Below are 13,236 nucleotides of genomic sequence, written 5' to 3'. Positions count from 1 at the left end.
CGCATTGCTTCCCCTGGTGTAGTTCGGCCGGGCCAATCCGTCCCTACAAGAGAAGCGCTCCGGCAAGGGCGATGACAGTCGGGAAGGCATGGCAGTGTGTCCGTTTGGCATCCGGGGGTCTCACTGGGGTCCCACTTCGCGCGCCGGGCTTTCCAGAGTGAAGCCGGTGCGCCAGGATCAATGGCGTGTATCAGGATTCCTACGCGAAATGGTGAGCGGATGGGCCACGGGAACCAGGCGAACGGCGTCAACACCGCGCTGCGCGCGCTGCTCGACGAAGCCGGGGTGAGCAACGCCGCGCTGGCACGTGCGGTCGTGGCGGCGGGAGCACGGGAGGGTGTCCATGTGGGCACGAACACCACCTCGGTGAGGCGGATGCTCGACGGTTCTCAACCGCGCTGGCCCGTGCCTCGCCTCGTCGCCAGGGTCCTTTCGCGTCAACTGCACCGTGAGGTCGGTGTCGCGGAGTGTGGATTCGTGGACCGTACTCCCGCGTCTGATCGCTATGACGGGCTCCACTGCTCGGGGACGCTAGAGGGTACAGTCCGGACCGTGGTGGAACTGTCAGGACGGGACATGGACCGGCGCAAGTTCTTGCTGGGTTCGGCCTTTGCAGCGGCGACATTCTCCGAGCCGGCGTTGTTCGCTCTGACGGTGCCGCCCGAGGAGAGCACCGCGCGTGACGCGGGTCGGCGCGTCGGGATGCCCGATGTGGAGATCATTACCGAGAACATCACCCATCTGCGACGGCTCGACAACCGGTTCGGCTCGGGGCGAGTGCGTCAGCAGGTGTTGCAGTTGCTGAACCGTGAAGCAAGCAACGTGATGCATGGCAGCTACTCCGCCAAGACGGGGAAGGTGTTGCTCAGCGCGGTCGCGCAGGCTTCCTGGCTGGCCGGTTCGATGGCCGCCGACGTCGGTCGCCACTCGTTGGCTCAGCGCTATTACATCCAGACTCTCAACCTGGCCATGAGCGCCGGGGACCGGTTGTATGCGGCCAACGTCCTGTCTCACATGAGCCGGATGACCGTCCAGATCGGCCAGAGCGCCACGACCGACGAGGATCGTATACGCCACGCGCGCGAGGCCATCGCGCTGGCCCGTGCCGGTCAGAGTGTCGCTCACAACAAAGCAACACCTGTGCTGTCCGCTCTGCTTCATGCCGTCGAGGCGCGCGGGCATGCACTCCTTGGCGACGGGAACTCCACGCGCACGGCTGTGCTGTCCGCCGAGCGGTCCTACGAACGCGTCCAAGCCGACAGTGAGCCGACGTGGCTCAGCTTCTACACCCAAGCAGAACTCGCCGCCGATCTCGGTCGCTGCCTACGCGATGTCGGCGAGCCTGAGCAGGGCACGAGCCTCATCACCCAGGCAATGGACACCTACGAGCCGTGGCGGGTCCGCAGCCGGTGCTTCGTGCAGACCGACCTTGCCACCGCCCACCTAGTACGAGGTGATTACGAGCACGCGGCTGCTCTCGGACGCGACGCCGTACGTACCGCCGCCGACGTTGCCTCGACCCGCACACTCGACCGGCTGCGCACCCTGCAACGCCGCATCCACCCCTTCAAGGCCGGCTCGCCCCACCTGGTCGAGCTCGACGAGCGAATCACTCACCTGCTCACACACAGCCCTACCAGCCCATACGAGGACTCCACCACCTGATGATCAGCGACATCGACTTCGATCGGATCGACTTCGCGGGGGCGCGCGTCTATGCCATCCCCATGACCGCCCGGTTCCGGGGCATCACCGTGCGTGAGGGGATGCTGATCCGAGGGCCTGCCGGGTGGGGTGAGTTCTGCCCGTTCGACGACTACGACGACGTCGTGTCTGCGTCCTGGCTGGCTACCACGATCGAGCAGGCCACCATTGGCTGGCCCGAGCCCGTGCGGGATCGCGTCCCGATCAACTGCACCGTCCCGGCTGTCGGCCCCGAACGCGCGCACGAGATCGTGACCCGGTCGGGCTGCAGCACGGCCAAGGTCAAGGTCGCCGATCACCCCGAGTCGCTGTCCGAGGACCTCGCCCGCGTCGAGGCCGTGCGCGCCGCGCTCGGACCCGGCGGGGCGGTCCGGGTGGATGCCAACGGCGTGTGGGACGTGGAGACCGCCGTCGCGCACATCCGCCTGCTCGACAAGGCGGCCGGCGGTCTGGAGTACGTCGAACAGCCCAGCCCCACCATCGAGGACCTGGCCGCCGTACGGCGTCAGGTCGACGTACGGATCGCGGCCGATGAGTCCATCCGGCGTGCCGAGGACCCGATGCGGGTCGCGGTCGCCGGTGCTGCCGACGTCGCGGTCATCAAGTGCACCCCGCTGGGTGGCGTGCGCCGCTCGCTCGAGGTCGCCGAAGCCGCCGGACTGCCGTGCGTGGTCTCGTCGGCCCTGGAGACCAGCGTCGGACTGTCCGCGCAGCTTGCCCTGGCCGGAGCACTACCGGAACTCGACTTCGCCTGCGGACTGGGCACCCTGTCCCTCCTGGACGGCGACGTCGTCACCGACGACGCATCACTGCGCCCGGTCGACGGATACCTCCCCGTCCCGCGCACCGCACCCACACCGGACCCGGCCCTGCTCGACTCCCACGAACTGACCGACCCCGAACGCACCACCTGGTGGCGCGACCGGCTCACCCGCGTCCGCGAAGAACTTCAGGGTCGTACCCCGAGCTGAGCACCTGTTCGGTGCCAGCCGCCGATGCCGGTGCCAGACGGGTCGGGTTCGTGGCGCCAGCCGATCGGCGGCCGAGGCCGAGGGCGGCCTCCACGTCGCTCCCGTCGGCGCACCCCGTAGTCCGGGGTGGGCAGGACGCCGAGTTCCGCGGACAGGCGTGCCACCTGGGCGTTGCGGCGCTCCCCTCCGCTCCGCAGGGCGAGGGAGAGGAGAAGGGTGAGGCCGTCAAGCGTGTGAGGCCTGGGACCGCGTGCGGAGAACTGTCGACGCCGGACCGCGCAGGACGATAGCTTCGGCCCCGTGAACCCCGACGCGTGGCGCCGCATCGCCGCATGGCTCGTCGACTGGTTGTGCTTCCTCGCGTGGCTCGGCCTGCTCGCCGCGGTCGGCATCCCGTTGTACCTCTCCGGGGTGACGGGCCACTGGTCCGTCACGATCATGAACGTCGTGTCCGCGCTCGTCACGGCCGTCCCGCTGACGATCTTCCTCGCCGTCCTCGAGGCGGGTCCGCGGCAGGCGTCGATCGGCAAGCGCGTGGCGGGACTCAAGGTGGTCGGTGCCAGGGACGGCGGGCGGCTCTCGTTGGGCGCGGCACTCGTCCGCAACGCGCTCAAGGTCGCGGTGCCGTGGACGATCGGGCACGCGGCGGCGATCGGTCTCGTCGTGTCCCTGACCGTCGGCCCCGGCCTGGTGGTCCTGACCGCGGCGGCCTACGTGCTGCCGATCGTGTATGTCGTCACCCTGTTCGCGGGCGCGGGCCGCACACCGTACGACCGGGCGGCGCGAGCCAGGGTCGTCCGGCCCTGACGAGGGCCAGGCCCCGGGATACGGCGTCAGCCCTGCGGGCGCCCCACGTGCGTGAGGACTGCCGAGGAGCGCTCCCAGGCGGACCACGGGGTCGCGGCCGGGGCCTCCAGGAGGGAGTAGGTGGCGGTCGGGACACCGACCCGGACCTGGGCGAGGGCGGCGTCGTCGGACCCGGGGCCGGCGAGGTAGGACGCGGTGGCGGCCATCGTGGGTTCGTGCCCGATCACCAGCACGGTGCGTGCGCTGTCGTCGAGCTCACCGACCAGCGCGAGCACGTCGCCCACGTGGGCGTTGTACAGGCTGTCCGTGACGACGACCAGCGGGCCGCCGTCGCGCCGGCCGTTGAGGCCGTTCTTGGCGAGGTCCCACGTCTGGCGCGTGCGGAGCGCGGAGGAGACGAGGACGACGTCGGGCACGGCGCCGAGCGCGACGAGCGCCGCGCTCAGCCCCGCCGCCTGCGTGCGCCCCCGCAGTGCGAGGGGGCGCATCGCGTCGTCGGAGGTCGTGGCCGGCTCGGCCTTGGCGTGACGCAACAGGACGAGCCGACGCGTCGGCGTCGCCGACGCCACCTCCTCGCGATGCCTGGCCACATCCACTCCTTACTGTTCTTGCGGTGCCTCCCGGGTCAGGGCGGCACGATGGTACGAGGGCTCTCCCGTGATGCGGGCTACTGCCCCATGGCGTGCACGCCGCCGTCGACGTGCACGATCTCCGCCGTCGTGGCCGGGAACCAGTCGCTGAGCAGGGCCACGACGGTTCGCGCCGTCGGCTCCGCGGTCGTCTGGTCCCAGCCGAGCGGCGCGCGCTCCGGCCAGTTTGCCTCCATCTGCTCGAAGCCGGGGATCGACTTCGCGGCCGTGGTCTTGATCGGCCCGGCGGACACCAGGTTGCAGCGGATGCCGGCGGGGCCCAGGTCGCGCGCCATGTAGCGGTTCGCGGCCTCCAGCCCGGCCTTGGCCACGCCCATCCAGTCGTAGACGGGCCAGGCGAACTGCGCGTCGAAGGTCAGGCCGACGATGGCGCCGCCGTCGGTCATCAGCGGCCGCGCGGCCACGCCGAGCGCCTTGTACGAGAACGTGGAGACGTGCAGCGCGGTGGCGACGTCCTCCCACTCGCCCGACAGGAAGTTCCCGCCCATGACGCTCTGCGGCGCGAAGCCGATCGAGTGCAGCACGCCGTCGAGCCGGTCGAAGCCGGCCTCACGCACGGCGTCGGCGAGGCCCGCGAGGTCCTCGCCGCTCGTGACGTCGAGCTGGACGACCGGGGGCGGCGTGTCACCGGGGAGGCGCTTCGCGAACGCCTGGGTCAGCTTCATCTGACGGCCGAACGACGAGAGGACCACCTCGGCGCCCTCCTCGATCGCGAGGCGCGCCGCGTGGAACGCGATCGACGAGTCGGTGAGAACTCCGGTGATGAGCAGCTTCTTGCCTTCGAGGAGACCCATGTTGTCCTTCCGGTGAATGTGCGGGGCACGACACGCCGTGCCTGCACTGGGTGTGAGCGTAACGGTGGGACCGCGCGCGAGGAAAACTCCCAGGCAGACGCGGGTGGTGGAAGATGTTGTCGGCGTGGCGCACGGGCGCCCCGCCAGGCTGGTGAACGCGCGGGTCAGTGGGCCCGCTCAGTGCCCCATGCCCATGCCGCCGTCGACGGGCACGACGGCGCCCGTGACGTAGGCCGCGGCGTCCGATGCGAGGAACGTCACGACGCCGGCCACCTCGTCGGGGCGGGCGAACCGGCCCGCGGGGATCGCAGCGAGGTAGAAGTCCCGGGTCTTCTCGGGCAGCTCGGCGGTCATGTCGGTCTCGATGAAGCCGGGGGCGACGACGTTCGCGGTGATGCCGCGCCCGCCGAGCTCGCGCGAGATCGAGCGGGCCATGCCGACCAGCGCCGCCTTCGACGCGCCGTAGTTCACCTGCCCGGTGCCGCCGTAGAGGCCCACGAGGGACCCGATCAGCACGATGCGGCCGTAGCGCTTGCGGATCATGCTCTTGGCGGCGCGGCGCACGCACCGGAAGGTGCCGGTCAGGTTCACGTCGACGACCTGCTCGAACTCCTCGTCCGACATCCGCAGGAGAAGCTGGTCCTTCGTCACGCCGGCGTTGGCGACGAGGACCGCCACGGGCCCGAGGTCCTGTTCGATCTGCGCGAAGGCGTCGTTCACGGCCGCGGTGTCGGTGATGTCGGCCTTGTAGCCGTGCACCCCCTCGGGCAGGTCGCCGCCGCGGTACAGCGTGGCGACGCGGTCTCCCTCGGCGATGAAACGTTCGGCGATCGAGCGGCCGATGCCGCGTGCGGCGCCGGTCACGACGACGACGCGGCCGGCGGCGGAATCCAGGTTCTCGGTCATGCCAGCGACGCTACCCGCGTGAGCCGCCGGGCGGCCCTGCGCGACGTGCCATGCGCCCCGCGCCGCGCGTTGTGGGGTTCCGACAATATCGAATCGTGACATCGGGTACCAACATCAGGAATACCACGATCCGGACCGAGCTGCTATGCGGCCGCGACGCGACGATAGACGTCCATCGTGCGGTCGGCGATGGCCGTCCAGGAGAAGTGCTCCTGCGCCCGCCGCCGGCCGGCCTCGCCCAGCGCCGCGGCGCGCGCCGGGTCGGCGACCATCCGGTTCAGGGCCTCGGTCAGGTCGGCGACGAACCGGTCGGGGTCGAGCGGCGTCCCGGTGCCGTCGTCGGCCTGCTCGATCGGGACGAGCGCGCCTGTCACGCCGTCGTCCACGACCTCCGGGATGCCGCCGGTCGCCGTGCCGACCACGGGGAGGCCGACCGCCATCGCCTCGAGGTTGACGATGCCGAGCGGCTCGTACACGCTCGGGCAGACGAACGCGGTGCCCGCCGCGAGCACCGCGATGAGCTCCTCCCGCGGCAGCATCTGCTCGATCCAGACGATCCCGCCGTCGCGCGAGGCGCGCGCGGGCCCCGCGTCGGCGCGGGCCTCCCGCAACCCGCTCACCAGTGCCTTCACCTCGTCCAGCAGCTCCGGCGTGTCGGGCGCGCCCGCGCACAGCACCAACTGCACGTCGCGCGGCAGCCCGGCGGCGGCCCGCAGCAGGTACGGCAGCCCCTTCTGGCGCGTGATCCGCCCGACGAACACGACCGCCGGGCGGTCCGGGTCGATCCCGAGGCGCCGGACGGTCCGGTCGGCGTCCGCGAGCGCCGCGTCGCCGGTCGGCCGCCGCCACCCGGTCAGGTCGATCCCGTTGTGCACCACGTGCACGCGGGCGGGGTCGAGCTCGGGGTAGCAGCGCAGGATGTCGTCCCGCATGCCGGCCGAGACGGCGATGACGGCCGCCGCGCCCAGGTACGCGGTCCGCTCCGCCCAGGACGAGACGGCGTACCCGCCGCCGAGCTGTTCCGCCTTCCACGGCCGCAGCGGTTCGAGGGAGTGCGCGGTGACGACGTGCGGGACGCCGTGCAGGAGCCCGGCCAGGTGGCCGGCCATGTTGGCGTACCAGGTGTGGGAGTGCACGACGTCGGCACCGGCGCAGTCGCGGGCGATGGTGAGGTCGGTGCCGAGGGTGGCGAGCGCCGCGTTCGCTCCGGTCAGTTCTGCGGGGGTGGTGTAGCCGGTCACCGCCGGCGCGGGCCGGTCGGGTCCGACGACGGCGCCCCCGGCCTCCTGGCCGAAGTGGCGCACCCGCACGTCGGCGAGCGGCGCGAGCACGCTCGCCAGCTCGGTGACGTGCACCCCCGCGCCGCCGTAGACGTGCGGCGGGTACTCGCGGGTCAGGAGGTCGACGGTGAGACGGGACGACGACGGCTGCGGTTCCAGGGCTGTCACAGTCCTGACGTTACCGATATTTCTTCATGACCAGTTCCCGCGGTGAGGGTTTCGCCGAGGTCGCCCGAGGCAATATCGTCTGAGCCATGGCCGCTCCTCGTGTTCTCGCGATCGTTCTTGCCGGAGGCGAGGGAAAGCGCCTCATGCCGCTCACCGCGGCACGCGCCAAGCCCGCCGTCCCGTTCGGCGGGATCTACCGCCTGGTGGATTTCGCGCTCTCCAACATCGTCAACTCCGGGTACCTGCACGTCATCGTGCTGACCCAGTACAAGTCTCATTCCCTGGACCGGCACATCTCCAAGACGTGGCGCATGTCGCCGCTGCTGGGCAACTTCGTGGCGCCGGTCCCGGCGCAGCAGCGCGTCGGCAAGCACTGGTACCTCGGCAGCGCGGACGCGATCTACCAGTGCCTGAACGTCATCGAGGACGAGCGGCCGGACATCGTCGTCGTCGTCGGCGCGGACCACGTGTACCGCATGGACTTCTCCCAGATGGTGGACGCGCACATCGAGTCCGGCGCCCGGGCGACCGTCGCCGCGATCCGGCAGCCGCTGTCCATGGCGGACCAGTTCGGCGTCATCGACGTGCAGCCCGACGACCCCACGCGGATCCGCGAGTTCCTCGAGAAGCCGACCGACCCCGCCGGCCTGCCCGACGCCCCGGACAAGGTGCTCGCGTCCATGGGGAACTACGTGTTCGACGCCGACGCCCTGGTCGAGGCCGTGACCCTCGACGCGTCGAGCAACGACTCGCGGCACGACATGGGCGGCGACATCATCCCCGCGTTCGTCGCCGCAGGCGAGGCCGGGGTCTACGACTTCATCCGCAACGAGGTGCCCGGCTCCACCGACCGGGACCGCGCCTACTGGCGTGACGTGGGGACCATCGACTCGTTCTTCGAGGCGAACATGGACCTCATCGCGGTGCAGCCGGTGTTCAACCTGTACAACGACGAGTGGCCGCTGTACACGGGGTACACGGGTCTCCCTCCGGCGAAGTTCGTGCACGCCGGCGCGGGCCGCATGGGGCACGCCGTGGAGTCGATCGTGTCGCCGGGCGTCCTGATCTCCGGGGCGCAGGCCGTCGGCTCGGTGCTGTCACCGGGCACGCACCTGCACTCGTGGTCGTCGGTGGGCAACTCGGTCATCATGGACGGCGTGCAGGTGCACCGTTACGCGCAGGTGCACCGGGCGATCCTGGACAAGAACGTGATCGTGTCGGAGCGCGCGCGGATCGGCGTCGACCACGAGGAGGACATCTGGCGCGGGTTCACGGTGACGGAGTCGGGACTGACGGTGGTGCCGAAGGGGACCGTCGTCGAGTGACGCCGGCGGACGCCCGCGCGTCCGGCGGCGGCCGTCAGGCACACTGTTGCGCGTGAAGCGCCTGATCGTGACCGACGTCGACTCCACCTTCTTCCAGCAGGAGGTCATCGAGCTCATCGCGGACCATGCCGGGACCCGCGACGAGGTCGCCGCCGTGACCGAGCGCGCGATGCGCGGCGAGCTGGACTTCGCGGGATCGCTGCGTGACCGGGTGACGACGTTGCGGGGCGTGCCCGTCGCGGCGCTGGACAAGGTCCGGGACGCGGTGGAGCTCATGCCCGGCGCGGCCGAGCTCGTGGCGGGGTGCCAGGCGCGGGGCTGGGCGTTCGGCCTGGTCTCGGGCGGCTTCGAGGAGATCGTCCGGCCGATCGCGGAAGGGCTGGGGGTCCGGCTGATCCGCGCGAACCGCCTGGAGGTCGCGGACGGCGTCCTGACCGGCCGCACGCTCGGGCCGGTGATCGACCGTGCCGCGAAGGAGGCGACCCTCCGGGAGTGGGCCGCCGCCGAGGGCGTCCCGATGACCGCCACGGTCGCGGTCGGTGACGGCGCCAACGACCTCGACATGATCCGCGCGGCGGGCGTGGGCGTCGCCTTCCGCGCCAAGCCGGCGGTCCGTGAGCAGGCTGCCCACGTGGTGAACGGCAGGCTCGACGACGTCCTGGAACTGCTGGGGTGACGCGGGCGTCACCGCCGGTACGACGGGGGGACGTCGATCCTGGAGCGCAGCCCGGGGCCGTGGATGACGTTCGTCATCGAGTCGAGGAATCCCCGCGAGAAGCCCAGGTCCACGGGCGACGCGGCCTCGAGGGACTCGACCTCGCCGGGCTCCAGGTCGATGTCGACGCACGCCAGGTTGGACTCGAGCTGATCGGCGGTACGCGCACCGATCAACGGGATCGCGCCGCGCGACCGCAGCCAGGCGAGAGCCATCTCGGCGCTGCCGATACCGCGCTCACGCGCGAGCTCGTGGACGCGCGCGGCGATCTTCAGCCGGTCCGCGTTCTGCCGGGGCCGCCGGGTCGTTCCCGCGGCGGGCTGTCCCTCGGCGTACTTCCCGGAGAGCAGGCCGCCGGACAACGGCCCCCAGGCGCAGACACCCATGCCCAGGGCCTGGGCCATCGGGACGAACTCGCGCTCGACGTCACGGTCCGCGAGCGACCAGGGCACCTGCAGTCCGACGAACGGCGACCAGCCTCGCAGGTGGGCCAGCGCCTGGCCGTAGGAGGCCGCCCAGACGGGCGAGTCGCTGATGCCCACGTAGAGCACCTTCCCGGCGCGGGTCAGGGTGTCGAGGCCCCGCATGACCTCCTCGACCGGGGTCAGGTCGTCCCAGGCGTGCAGCCACAGGACGTCGATGTAGTCGGTACGCAGCCGGCGGAGGGACGTCTCGACGGTGCGGCGGAGATTCTTCAGCGAGTTGCCAGCGGCGTTCAGGTCGTCGTCGCGGGACGCGAGGGTGTACTTGGTGCCGACCACCCAGCGGTCGCGGTCGTCGGAGACGGCCTCCCCGACCAGGGACTCCGACGTGCCGTTGGTGTAGTTGTTGGCCGTGTCGATGAAGTTCCCGCCGGCCGCGGCGAAGGTGTCCACCATCCTCCGCGCCTCTTTCGCGTCGCCGCCGAATCCCCAGTCGGTGCCGAACGTCATGGTGCCGAGCCCGACCTCCGACACGCGAAGTCCTGACTGGCCGAGCAGCGTATACCTCATACGGTGGTTCCCATCGTGGTCGGCGGGCCGCCCGTCAGCCGGGGCCCGGGCGTGCTCATCAGGGTCTCGGCGAGCTCGTCGAGTCGCCGGCGGTACCAGTCGGGCATCGTGGCCGGCTCGTCGAGATCGGCGTCGGAAAGCTCGTCCGTGCCGTCCACGACGTCGAACATCGCGCTGACGGGCATGCCGTACGCCTTCTCGATGGCGCTGATCGCGGAGGTGCCCCGACGCCCGGTGATCAGGTTACCCACAAGCAGGATCTGCGGACAGCTCAAACGCCGCACGACCGACATCGTCACCCCGGCGCCCTCCAGGTCCTGCTTCTCGGGCCGGGACACCAGGACCAGGGCATCCGCGAGCGCGAGCGACACCATGGTCTCGTTCGTCATGCCCGCGCTGGTGTCCAGCAGCATGACGTCGACGTCGATCCGGCGGGCCAGGCGCCGGATCCCTTCGTCGAGGACCCCCGGGTCGTAGCCGCGGCCGACCGCCGTGACGATCGACTTCGCCGACAACCGGCTGGGCGCGAGCTGGACCGAGCCCGTGATGCCCGCGGGGAGCCGGTCGCGGGGGACGTCCTGGACGATCTGCTCGATCTCGCAGGAACCGATCAGGTAGTCGGTCAGCCCGAGCTCGATGCCGCTGGTCGGGAACCCGAGGAAGATGTGCAGAGCCGGCGCCTGGATGTTCGTGTCGACGACCAGGACGCGTCGTCCCTTGGCGGCCAGGGCCGCGGCGAGGCCGGCGGTGAGACGGGACTTGCCGGTCCCGCCGCGGTAGGAGTGGATCGTGATGATCTTCGTCATGGTGAGCTCTCCGGGCGAGCCGGCGTCTCGTCCAGTGGTTCCGGGCCGGTGTGTTCGTGGTCGCCGGGCAGGTCGGGGTGGCACGACCTGGGGGCATGAGGGTCGGAGGGATCCTCGGATCGGCGCAGCGCCATCATCGTGATGTCGTCGAACTGGTCGGCCTCTCCGACGTGGTCGGACAGATCGGCCGTGACGGCGTCGACGAGTTCCTGCGCCTCGGCGTAGTCGCGTTCCGCGATCAGGGCGTGGAGCCGGTCCTCGGTGTAGAAGGCTCCCGAGGCGTCGCGCGCCTCGGTGACCCCGTCCGTGTAGAGGAAGAGCAGGTCGCCCGGGTCCAGCCGGGCGCGGCCCAGCCGGAAGACCGAGTTCGGCATCATCCCCAGCGCGGGCCCCGTGAGGCCGAGCGTCTCGAGCCTGCCGTCCCGGCGGCGCACCACGGGCGGGTTGTGCCCGCAGTTGATGAACACGACCGTGCCGTCCACCGGATCGAGCACACCGAAGAACAAGGTGGCGAAGTATCCCTGGCTCAGGTGGTTGCGCACCATGTACTCGTTCGTGCCGACGACGGCGTTGACCAGCGGGCCGACTCCGGCCGAGGTGAGCAGCACGTGGTCCAGGTCCTCGTCGCCGACGGGGTCCTCCCACCGCGCGTCCAGGCCCATCAGGCTCTGGGTGCCCAGGTGGGTGGCGGTGTGCCGCAGCAGGCTGCGTACCAGTGCCATGAAGAGCGCCGCCCCCACGCCCTTGTCGCAGACGTCGGCGACGACGAACGCCAGCCGGCGTCCGTTGACCAGGTCGTAGGCGTCGTAGAAGTCACCGGCGACGTCCCGGGCGGGCCGGAACCGCACCTGCAGCGTCCAGCCGTCGCAGACGGGAAGGACCTCCGGCAGGAAGCCGGACTGGATCTCCTGGGCGATCTGGAGCTCGCGTTCGTACCGCGCGAGATGGGCGAGCAGGTGGAAGTCGTCCTCGCCCGGGGCAGGGGGCGGCGTGGGGGCGAGGAACCGGCGCCGGAGCAGTTCCGGTTCGAACGGCGGGACGATGTAGTCGACTCCCTCGGACAGGTGTGCGGCGAGGCCGCCGACCCAGGAGCCGTGATCGGCCAGGTTCTCGCAATCGGGATAGGCGATGAAGGCGGGCATCGTGGCGCCCGAGGCGAGCAGTCTGTCGCGCAGTGCCCGGACGTCGTCGGCGTCGAGGGCGGAACTGATGAGGAGAACCTCGGGCACCTCCGCGCCGCTGGCGCAGAACTGGAAGCGCGCGGCGTCGAGAGTGACGATGTCCGCGGCCAGGCCGGCTCTCACCAGGCCGTCGCGCAGTTGATCGGCAGCCGCGCTCGTGTGTCCGACCAGGGTCGTTCTCATGGGAATCCCTCCTGTAGACGCAGTCCCACCCGCACCACGTTGCGGCCGCCGAGGCGGCGGTAGGTGAAGTCGTCCACCAGGGAGCGGACGAGGTGGATGCCGAGGCCGCCGACCTCGCGCCGGGCGAGGTCGGCCGTCACATCGGGTTCGGGCGCGCCGGTCGGGTCGAACGGCCGCGCGGAATCGGTCAGCTGCACCCACACCGTGTCGTCGGAGATCCAGGTCTGGATCACGAACCGCGGGTCGGCGACCGGCTCGGTCGCCTCCCCCACGCCGTGAGTGATGATGTTGACCGCGAGTTCCTCGACGGCGAGCCGCAGCCGGGACGTGGCGGCGGGCGACAGCCCCGCCTTGGAGCAGGTCTCCAGCACGACCGCGGTGATCTCACCGATGGCGTCCGGCTTCGCGGGCAGGACCGCCATAGCCATCGATGTCAGACCTCTGCCTGGTCCGTGAACTGGACGCTGTACTGGAAGCCCGTCATGTCGATGGTCTCCCGGACGGCCGGTCTGGTGGCGATGAGCACGATGTCGACGTCGCTGCCCATCTTCTGCCGGGCGAACACCAGGCAGCGCAGTCCTGCCGAGGACAGGTAGGTGAGACCGCTCATCTCGAGCAGGAGCCGTTGCGGCTCCGTCGCGACGGCGTCCTCGATCGTGGAGCGGAACGTCGCGGCGGTCGACGAGTCGAGCTCGCCGACGAGCGTGATGACGGCGTCGGGTTCGGTCTGGGTCAGGGTGGCGGTGAACGGCAT

14 protein-coding genes are annotated in these 13,236 nt (G+C 70.7%); 5 read left to right on the top strand and 9 right to left on the bottom strand.

All coding sequences use genetic code 11. The annotated features are described in order from the left end of the window. Positions 1-219 precede the first annotated feature (219 nt). From ACYVK5_RS07150 to ACYVK5_RS07140, 3 genes are all read left to right on the top strand, one after another. Positions 220-1,665 (top strand): hypothetical protein, encoded by a 1,446-nt coding sequence (locus ACYVK5_RS07150; RefSeq protein WP_460703282.1) that lies wholly within the window; start codon positions 220-222, stop codon positions 1,663-1,665. After that, the gene (locus ACYVK5_RS07145; RefSeq protein WP_460703280.1) at positions 1,665-2,675 is read left to right on the top strand and encodes an o-succinylbenzoate synthase; all 1,011 of its coding nucleotides are present in this window, start codon (positions 1,665-1,667) and stop codon (positions 2,673-2,675) included. Before ACYVK5_RS07150 ends, ACYVK5_RS07145 begins: the two co-directional genes overlap by 1 nt. A 300-nt stretch (positions 2,676-2,975) precedes the next feature. Further along, positions 2,976-3,482: an RDD family protein gene (locus tag ACYVK5_RS07140; protein ID WP_460703278.1), complete on the top strand. Its 507-nt coding sequence runs from the start codon at positions 2,976-2,978 to the stop codon at positions 3,480-3,482. A 26-nt stretch (positions 3,483-3,508) separates the two neighbouring features. On the opposite strand, the gene ACYVK5_RS07135 is transcribed toward ACYVK5_RS07140, so the two are convergent. From ACYVK5_RS07135 to glgA, 4 genes are all read right to left on the bottom strand, one after another. After that, positions 3,509-4,072 (bottom strand): SixA phosphatase family protein, encoded by a 564-nt coding sequence (locus tag ACYVK5_RS07135; protein ID WP_460703276.1) that lies wholly within the window; start codon positions 4,070-4,072, stop codon positions 3,509-3,511. Positions 4,073-4,149: 77 nt separating this feature from the next. Continuing rightward, the gene (gene fabI / locus ACYVK5_RS07130; protein WP_460703274.1) at positions 4,150-4,926 is read right to left on the bottom strand and encodes an enoyl-ACP reductase FabI; all 777 of its coding nucleotides are present in this window, start codon (positions 4,924-4,926) and stop codon (positions 4,150-4,152) included. Between the two features lie 177 nt (positions 4,927-5,103). After that, positions 5,104-5,832 carry a 3-oxoacyl-ACP reductase FabG gene (fabG, locus tag ACYVK5_RS07125; RefSeq protein WP_460703272.1) on the bottom strand — a complete coding sequence of 243 codons (729 nt, stop codon included), beginning with the start codon at positions 5,830-5,832 and terminating at the stop codon, positions 5,104-5,106. A gap of 143 nt (positions 5,833-5,975) precedes the next feature. After that, a complete protein-coding gene (glgA, locus tag ACYVK5_RS07120; protein ID WP_460703270.1) occupies positions 5,976-7,280 on the bottom strand; it encodes a glycogen synthase in 1,305 nt (434 codons plus the stop codon). An 86-nt stretch (positions 7,281-7,366) separates the two neighbouring features. On the opposite strand from glgA, the gene glgC reads away from it, so the two are divergent. Both glgC and serB read left to right on the top strand, forming a co-directional pair. Continuing rightward, positions 7,367-8,605, top strand: coding sequence for a glucose-1-phosphate adenylyltransferase (gene glgC, locus ACYVK5_RS07115; RefSeq protein ID WP_460703268.1), 1,239 nt, complete (start codon positions 7,367-7,369; stop codon positions 8,603-8,605). A 46-nt stretch (positions 8,606-8,651) separates the two neighbouring features. Then, positions 8,652-9,281 carry a phosphoserine phosphatase SerB gene (gene serB, locus ACYVK5_RS07110; protein ID WP_460703266.1) on the top strand — a complete coding sequence of 210 codons (630 nt, stop codon included), beginning with the start codon at positions 8,652-8,654 and terminating at the stop codon, positions 9,279-9,281. Between the two features lie 8 nt (positions 9,282-9,289). On the opposite strand, the gene ACYVK5_RS07105 is transcribed toward serB, so the two are convergent. From ACYVK5_RS07105 to ACYVK5_RS07085, 5 genes are read right to left on the bottom strand one after another with little or no spacing between them, the layout of a single operon-like run. Next, entirely contained in the window at positions 9,290-10,312 is a 1,023-nt protein-coding gene (locus tag ACYVK5_RS07105) for an aldo/keto reductase (RefSeq protein WP_460703264.1), read from the bottom strand. Then, on the bottom strand, positions 10,309-11,118 hold the full coding sequence (locus tag ACYVK5_RS07100; protein ID WP_460703262.1) for a MinD/ParA family ATP-binding protein: 810 nt from the start codon (positions 11,116-11,118) through the stop codon (positions 10,309-10,311). Before ACYVK5_RS07100 ends, ACYVK5_RS07105 begins: the two co-directional genes overlap by 4 nt. Beyond that, positions 11,115-12,482, bottom strand: coding sequence for a PP2C family protein-serine/threonine phosphatase (locus tag ACYVK5_RS07095; protein WP_460703259.1), 1,368 nt, complete (start codon positions 12,480-12,482; stop codon positions 11,115-11,117). The genes ACYVK5_RS07100 and ACYVK5_RS07095 overlap by 4 nt, the downstream gene beginning before the upstream one ends. Beyond that, positions 12,479-12,910 (bottom strand): ATP-binding protein, encoded by a 432-nt coding sequence (locus ACYVK5_RS07090; protein WP_460703257.1) that lies wholly within the window; start codon positions 12,908-12,910, stop codon positions 12,479-12,481. The genes ACYVK5_RS07095 and ACYVK5_RS07090 overlap by 4 nt, the downstream gene beginning before the upstream one ends. Positions 12,911-12,915: 5 nt before the next feature. Continuing rightward, positions 12,916-13,236 carry an STAS domain-containing protein gene (locus ACYVK5_RS07085; protein WP_460703255.1) on the bottom strand — a complete coding sequence of 107 codons (321 nt, stop codon included), beginning with the start codon at positions 13,234-13,236 and terminating at the stop codon, positions 12,916-12,918.

Source organism: Myceligenerans halotolerans (genome assembly GCF_054782975.1).
This window is presented reverse-complemented; position numbering and strand designations above follow the sequence as displayed.

Bases quoted from the DNA above. Each gene is read 5' to 3' on its own strand.
- ACYVK5_RS07085 (WP_460703255.1), bottom strand. From the start codon at position 13,236: ATGCCGTTCACCGCCACCCTGACCCAGACCGAACCCGACGCCGTCATC.
- ACYVK5_RS07090 (WP_460703257.1), bottom strand. From the start codon at position 12,910: ATGGCTATGGCGGTCCTGCCCGCGAAGCCGGACGCCATCGGTGAGATC.
- fabG (WP_460703272.1), bottom strand. From the start codon at position 5,832: ATGACCGAGAACCTGGATTCCGCCGCCGGCCGCGTCGTCGTCGTGACC.
- ACYVK5_RS07095 (WP_460703259.1), bottom strand. From the start codon at position 12,482: ATGAGAACGACCCTGGTCGGACACACGAGCGCGGCTGCCGATCAACTG.
- glgC (WP_460703268.1), top strand. From the start codon at position 7,367: ATGGCCGCTCCTCGTGTTCTCGCGATCGTTCTTGCCGGAGGCGAGGGA.
- ACYVK5_RS07105 (WP_460703264.1), bottom strand. From the start codon at position 10,312: ATGAGGTATACGCTGCTCGGCCAGTCAGGACTTCGCGTGTCGGAGGTC.
- ACYVK5_RS07150 (WP_460703282.1), top strand. From the start codon at position 220: ATGGGCCACGGGAACCAGGCGAACGGCGTCAACACCGCGCTGCGCGCG.
- fabI (WP_460703274.1), bottom strand. From the start codon at position 4,926: ATGGGTCTCCTCGAAGGCAAGAAGCTGCTCATCACCGGAGTTCTCACC.
- ACYVK5_RS07145 (WP_460703280.1), top strand. From the start codon at position 1,665: ATGATCAGCGACATCGACTTCGATCGGATCGACTTCGCGGGGGCGCGC.
- ACYVK5_RS07100 (WP_460703262.1), bottom strand. From the start codon at position 11,118: ATGACGAAGATCATCACGATCCACTCCTACCGCGGCGGGACCGGCAAG.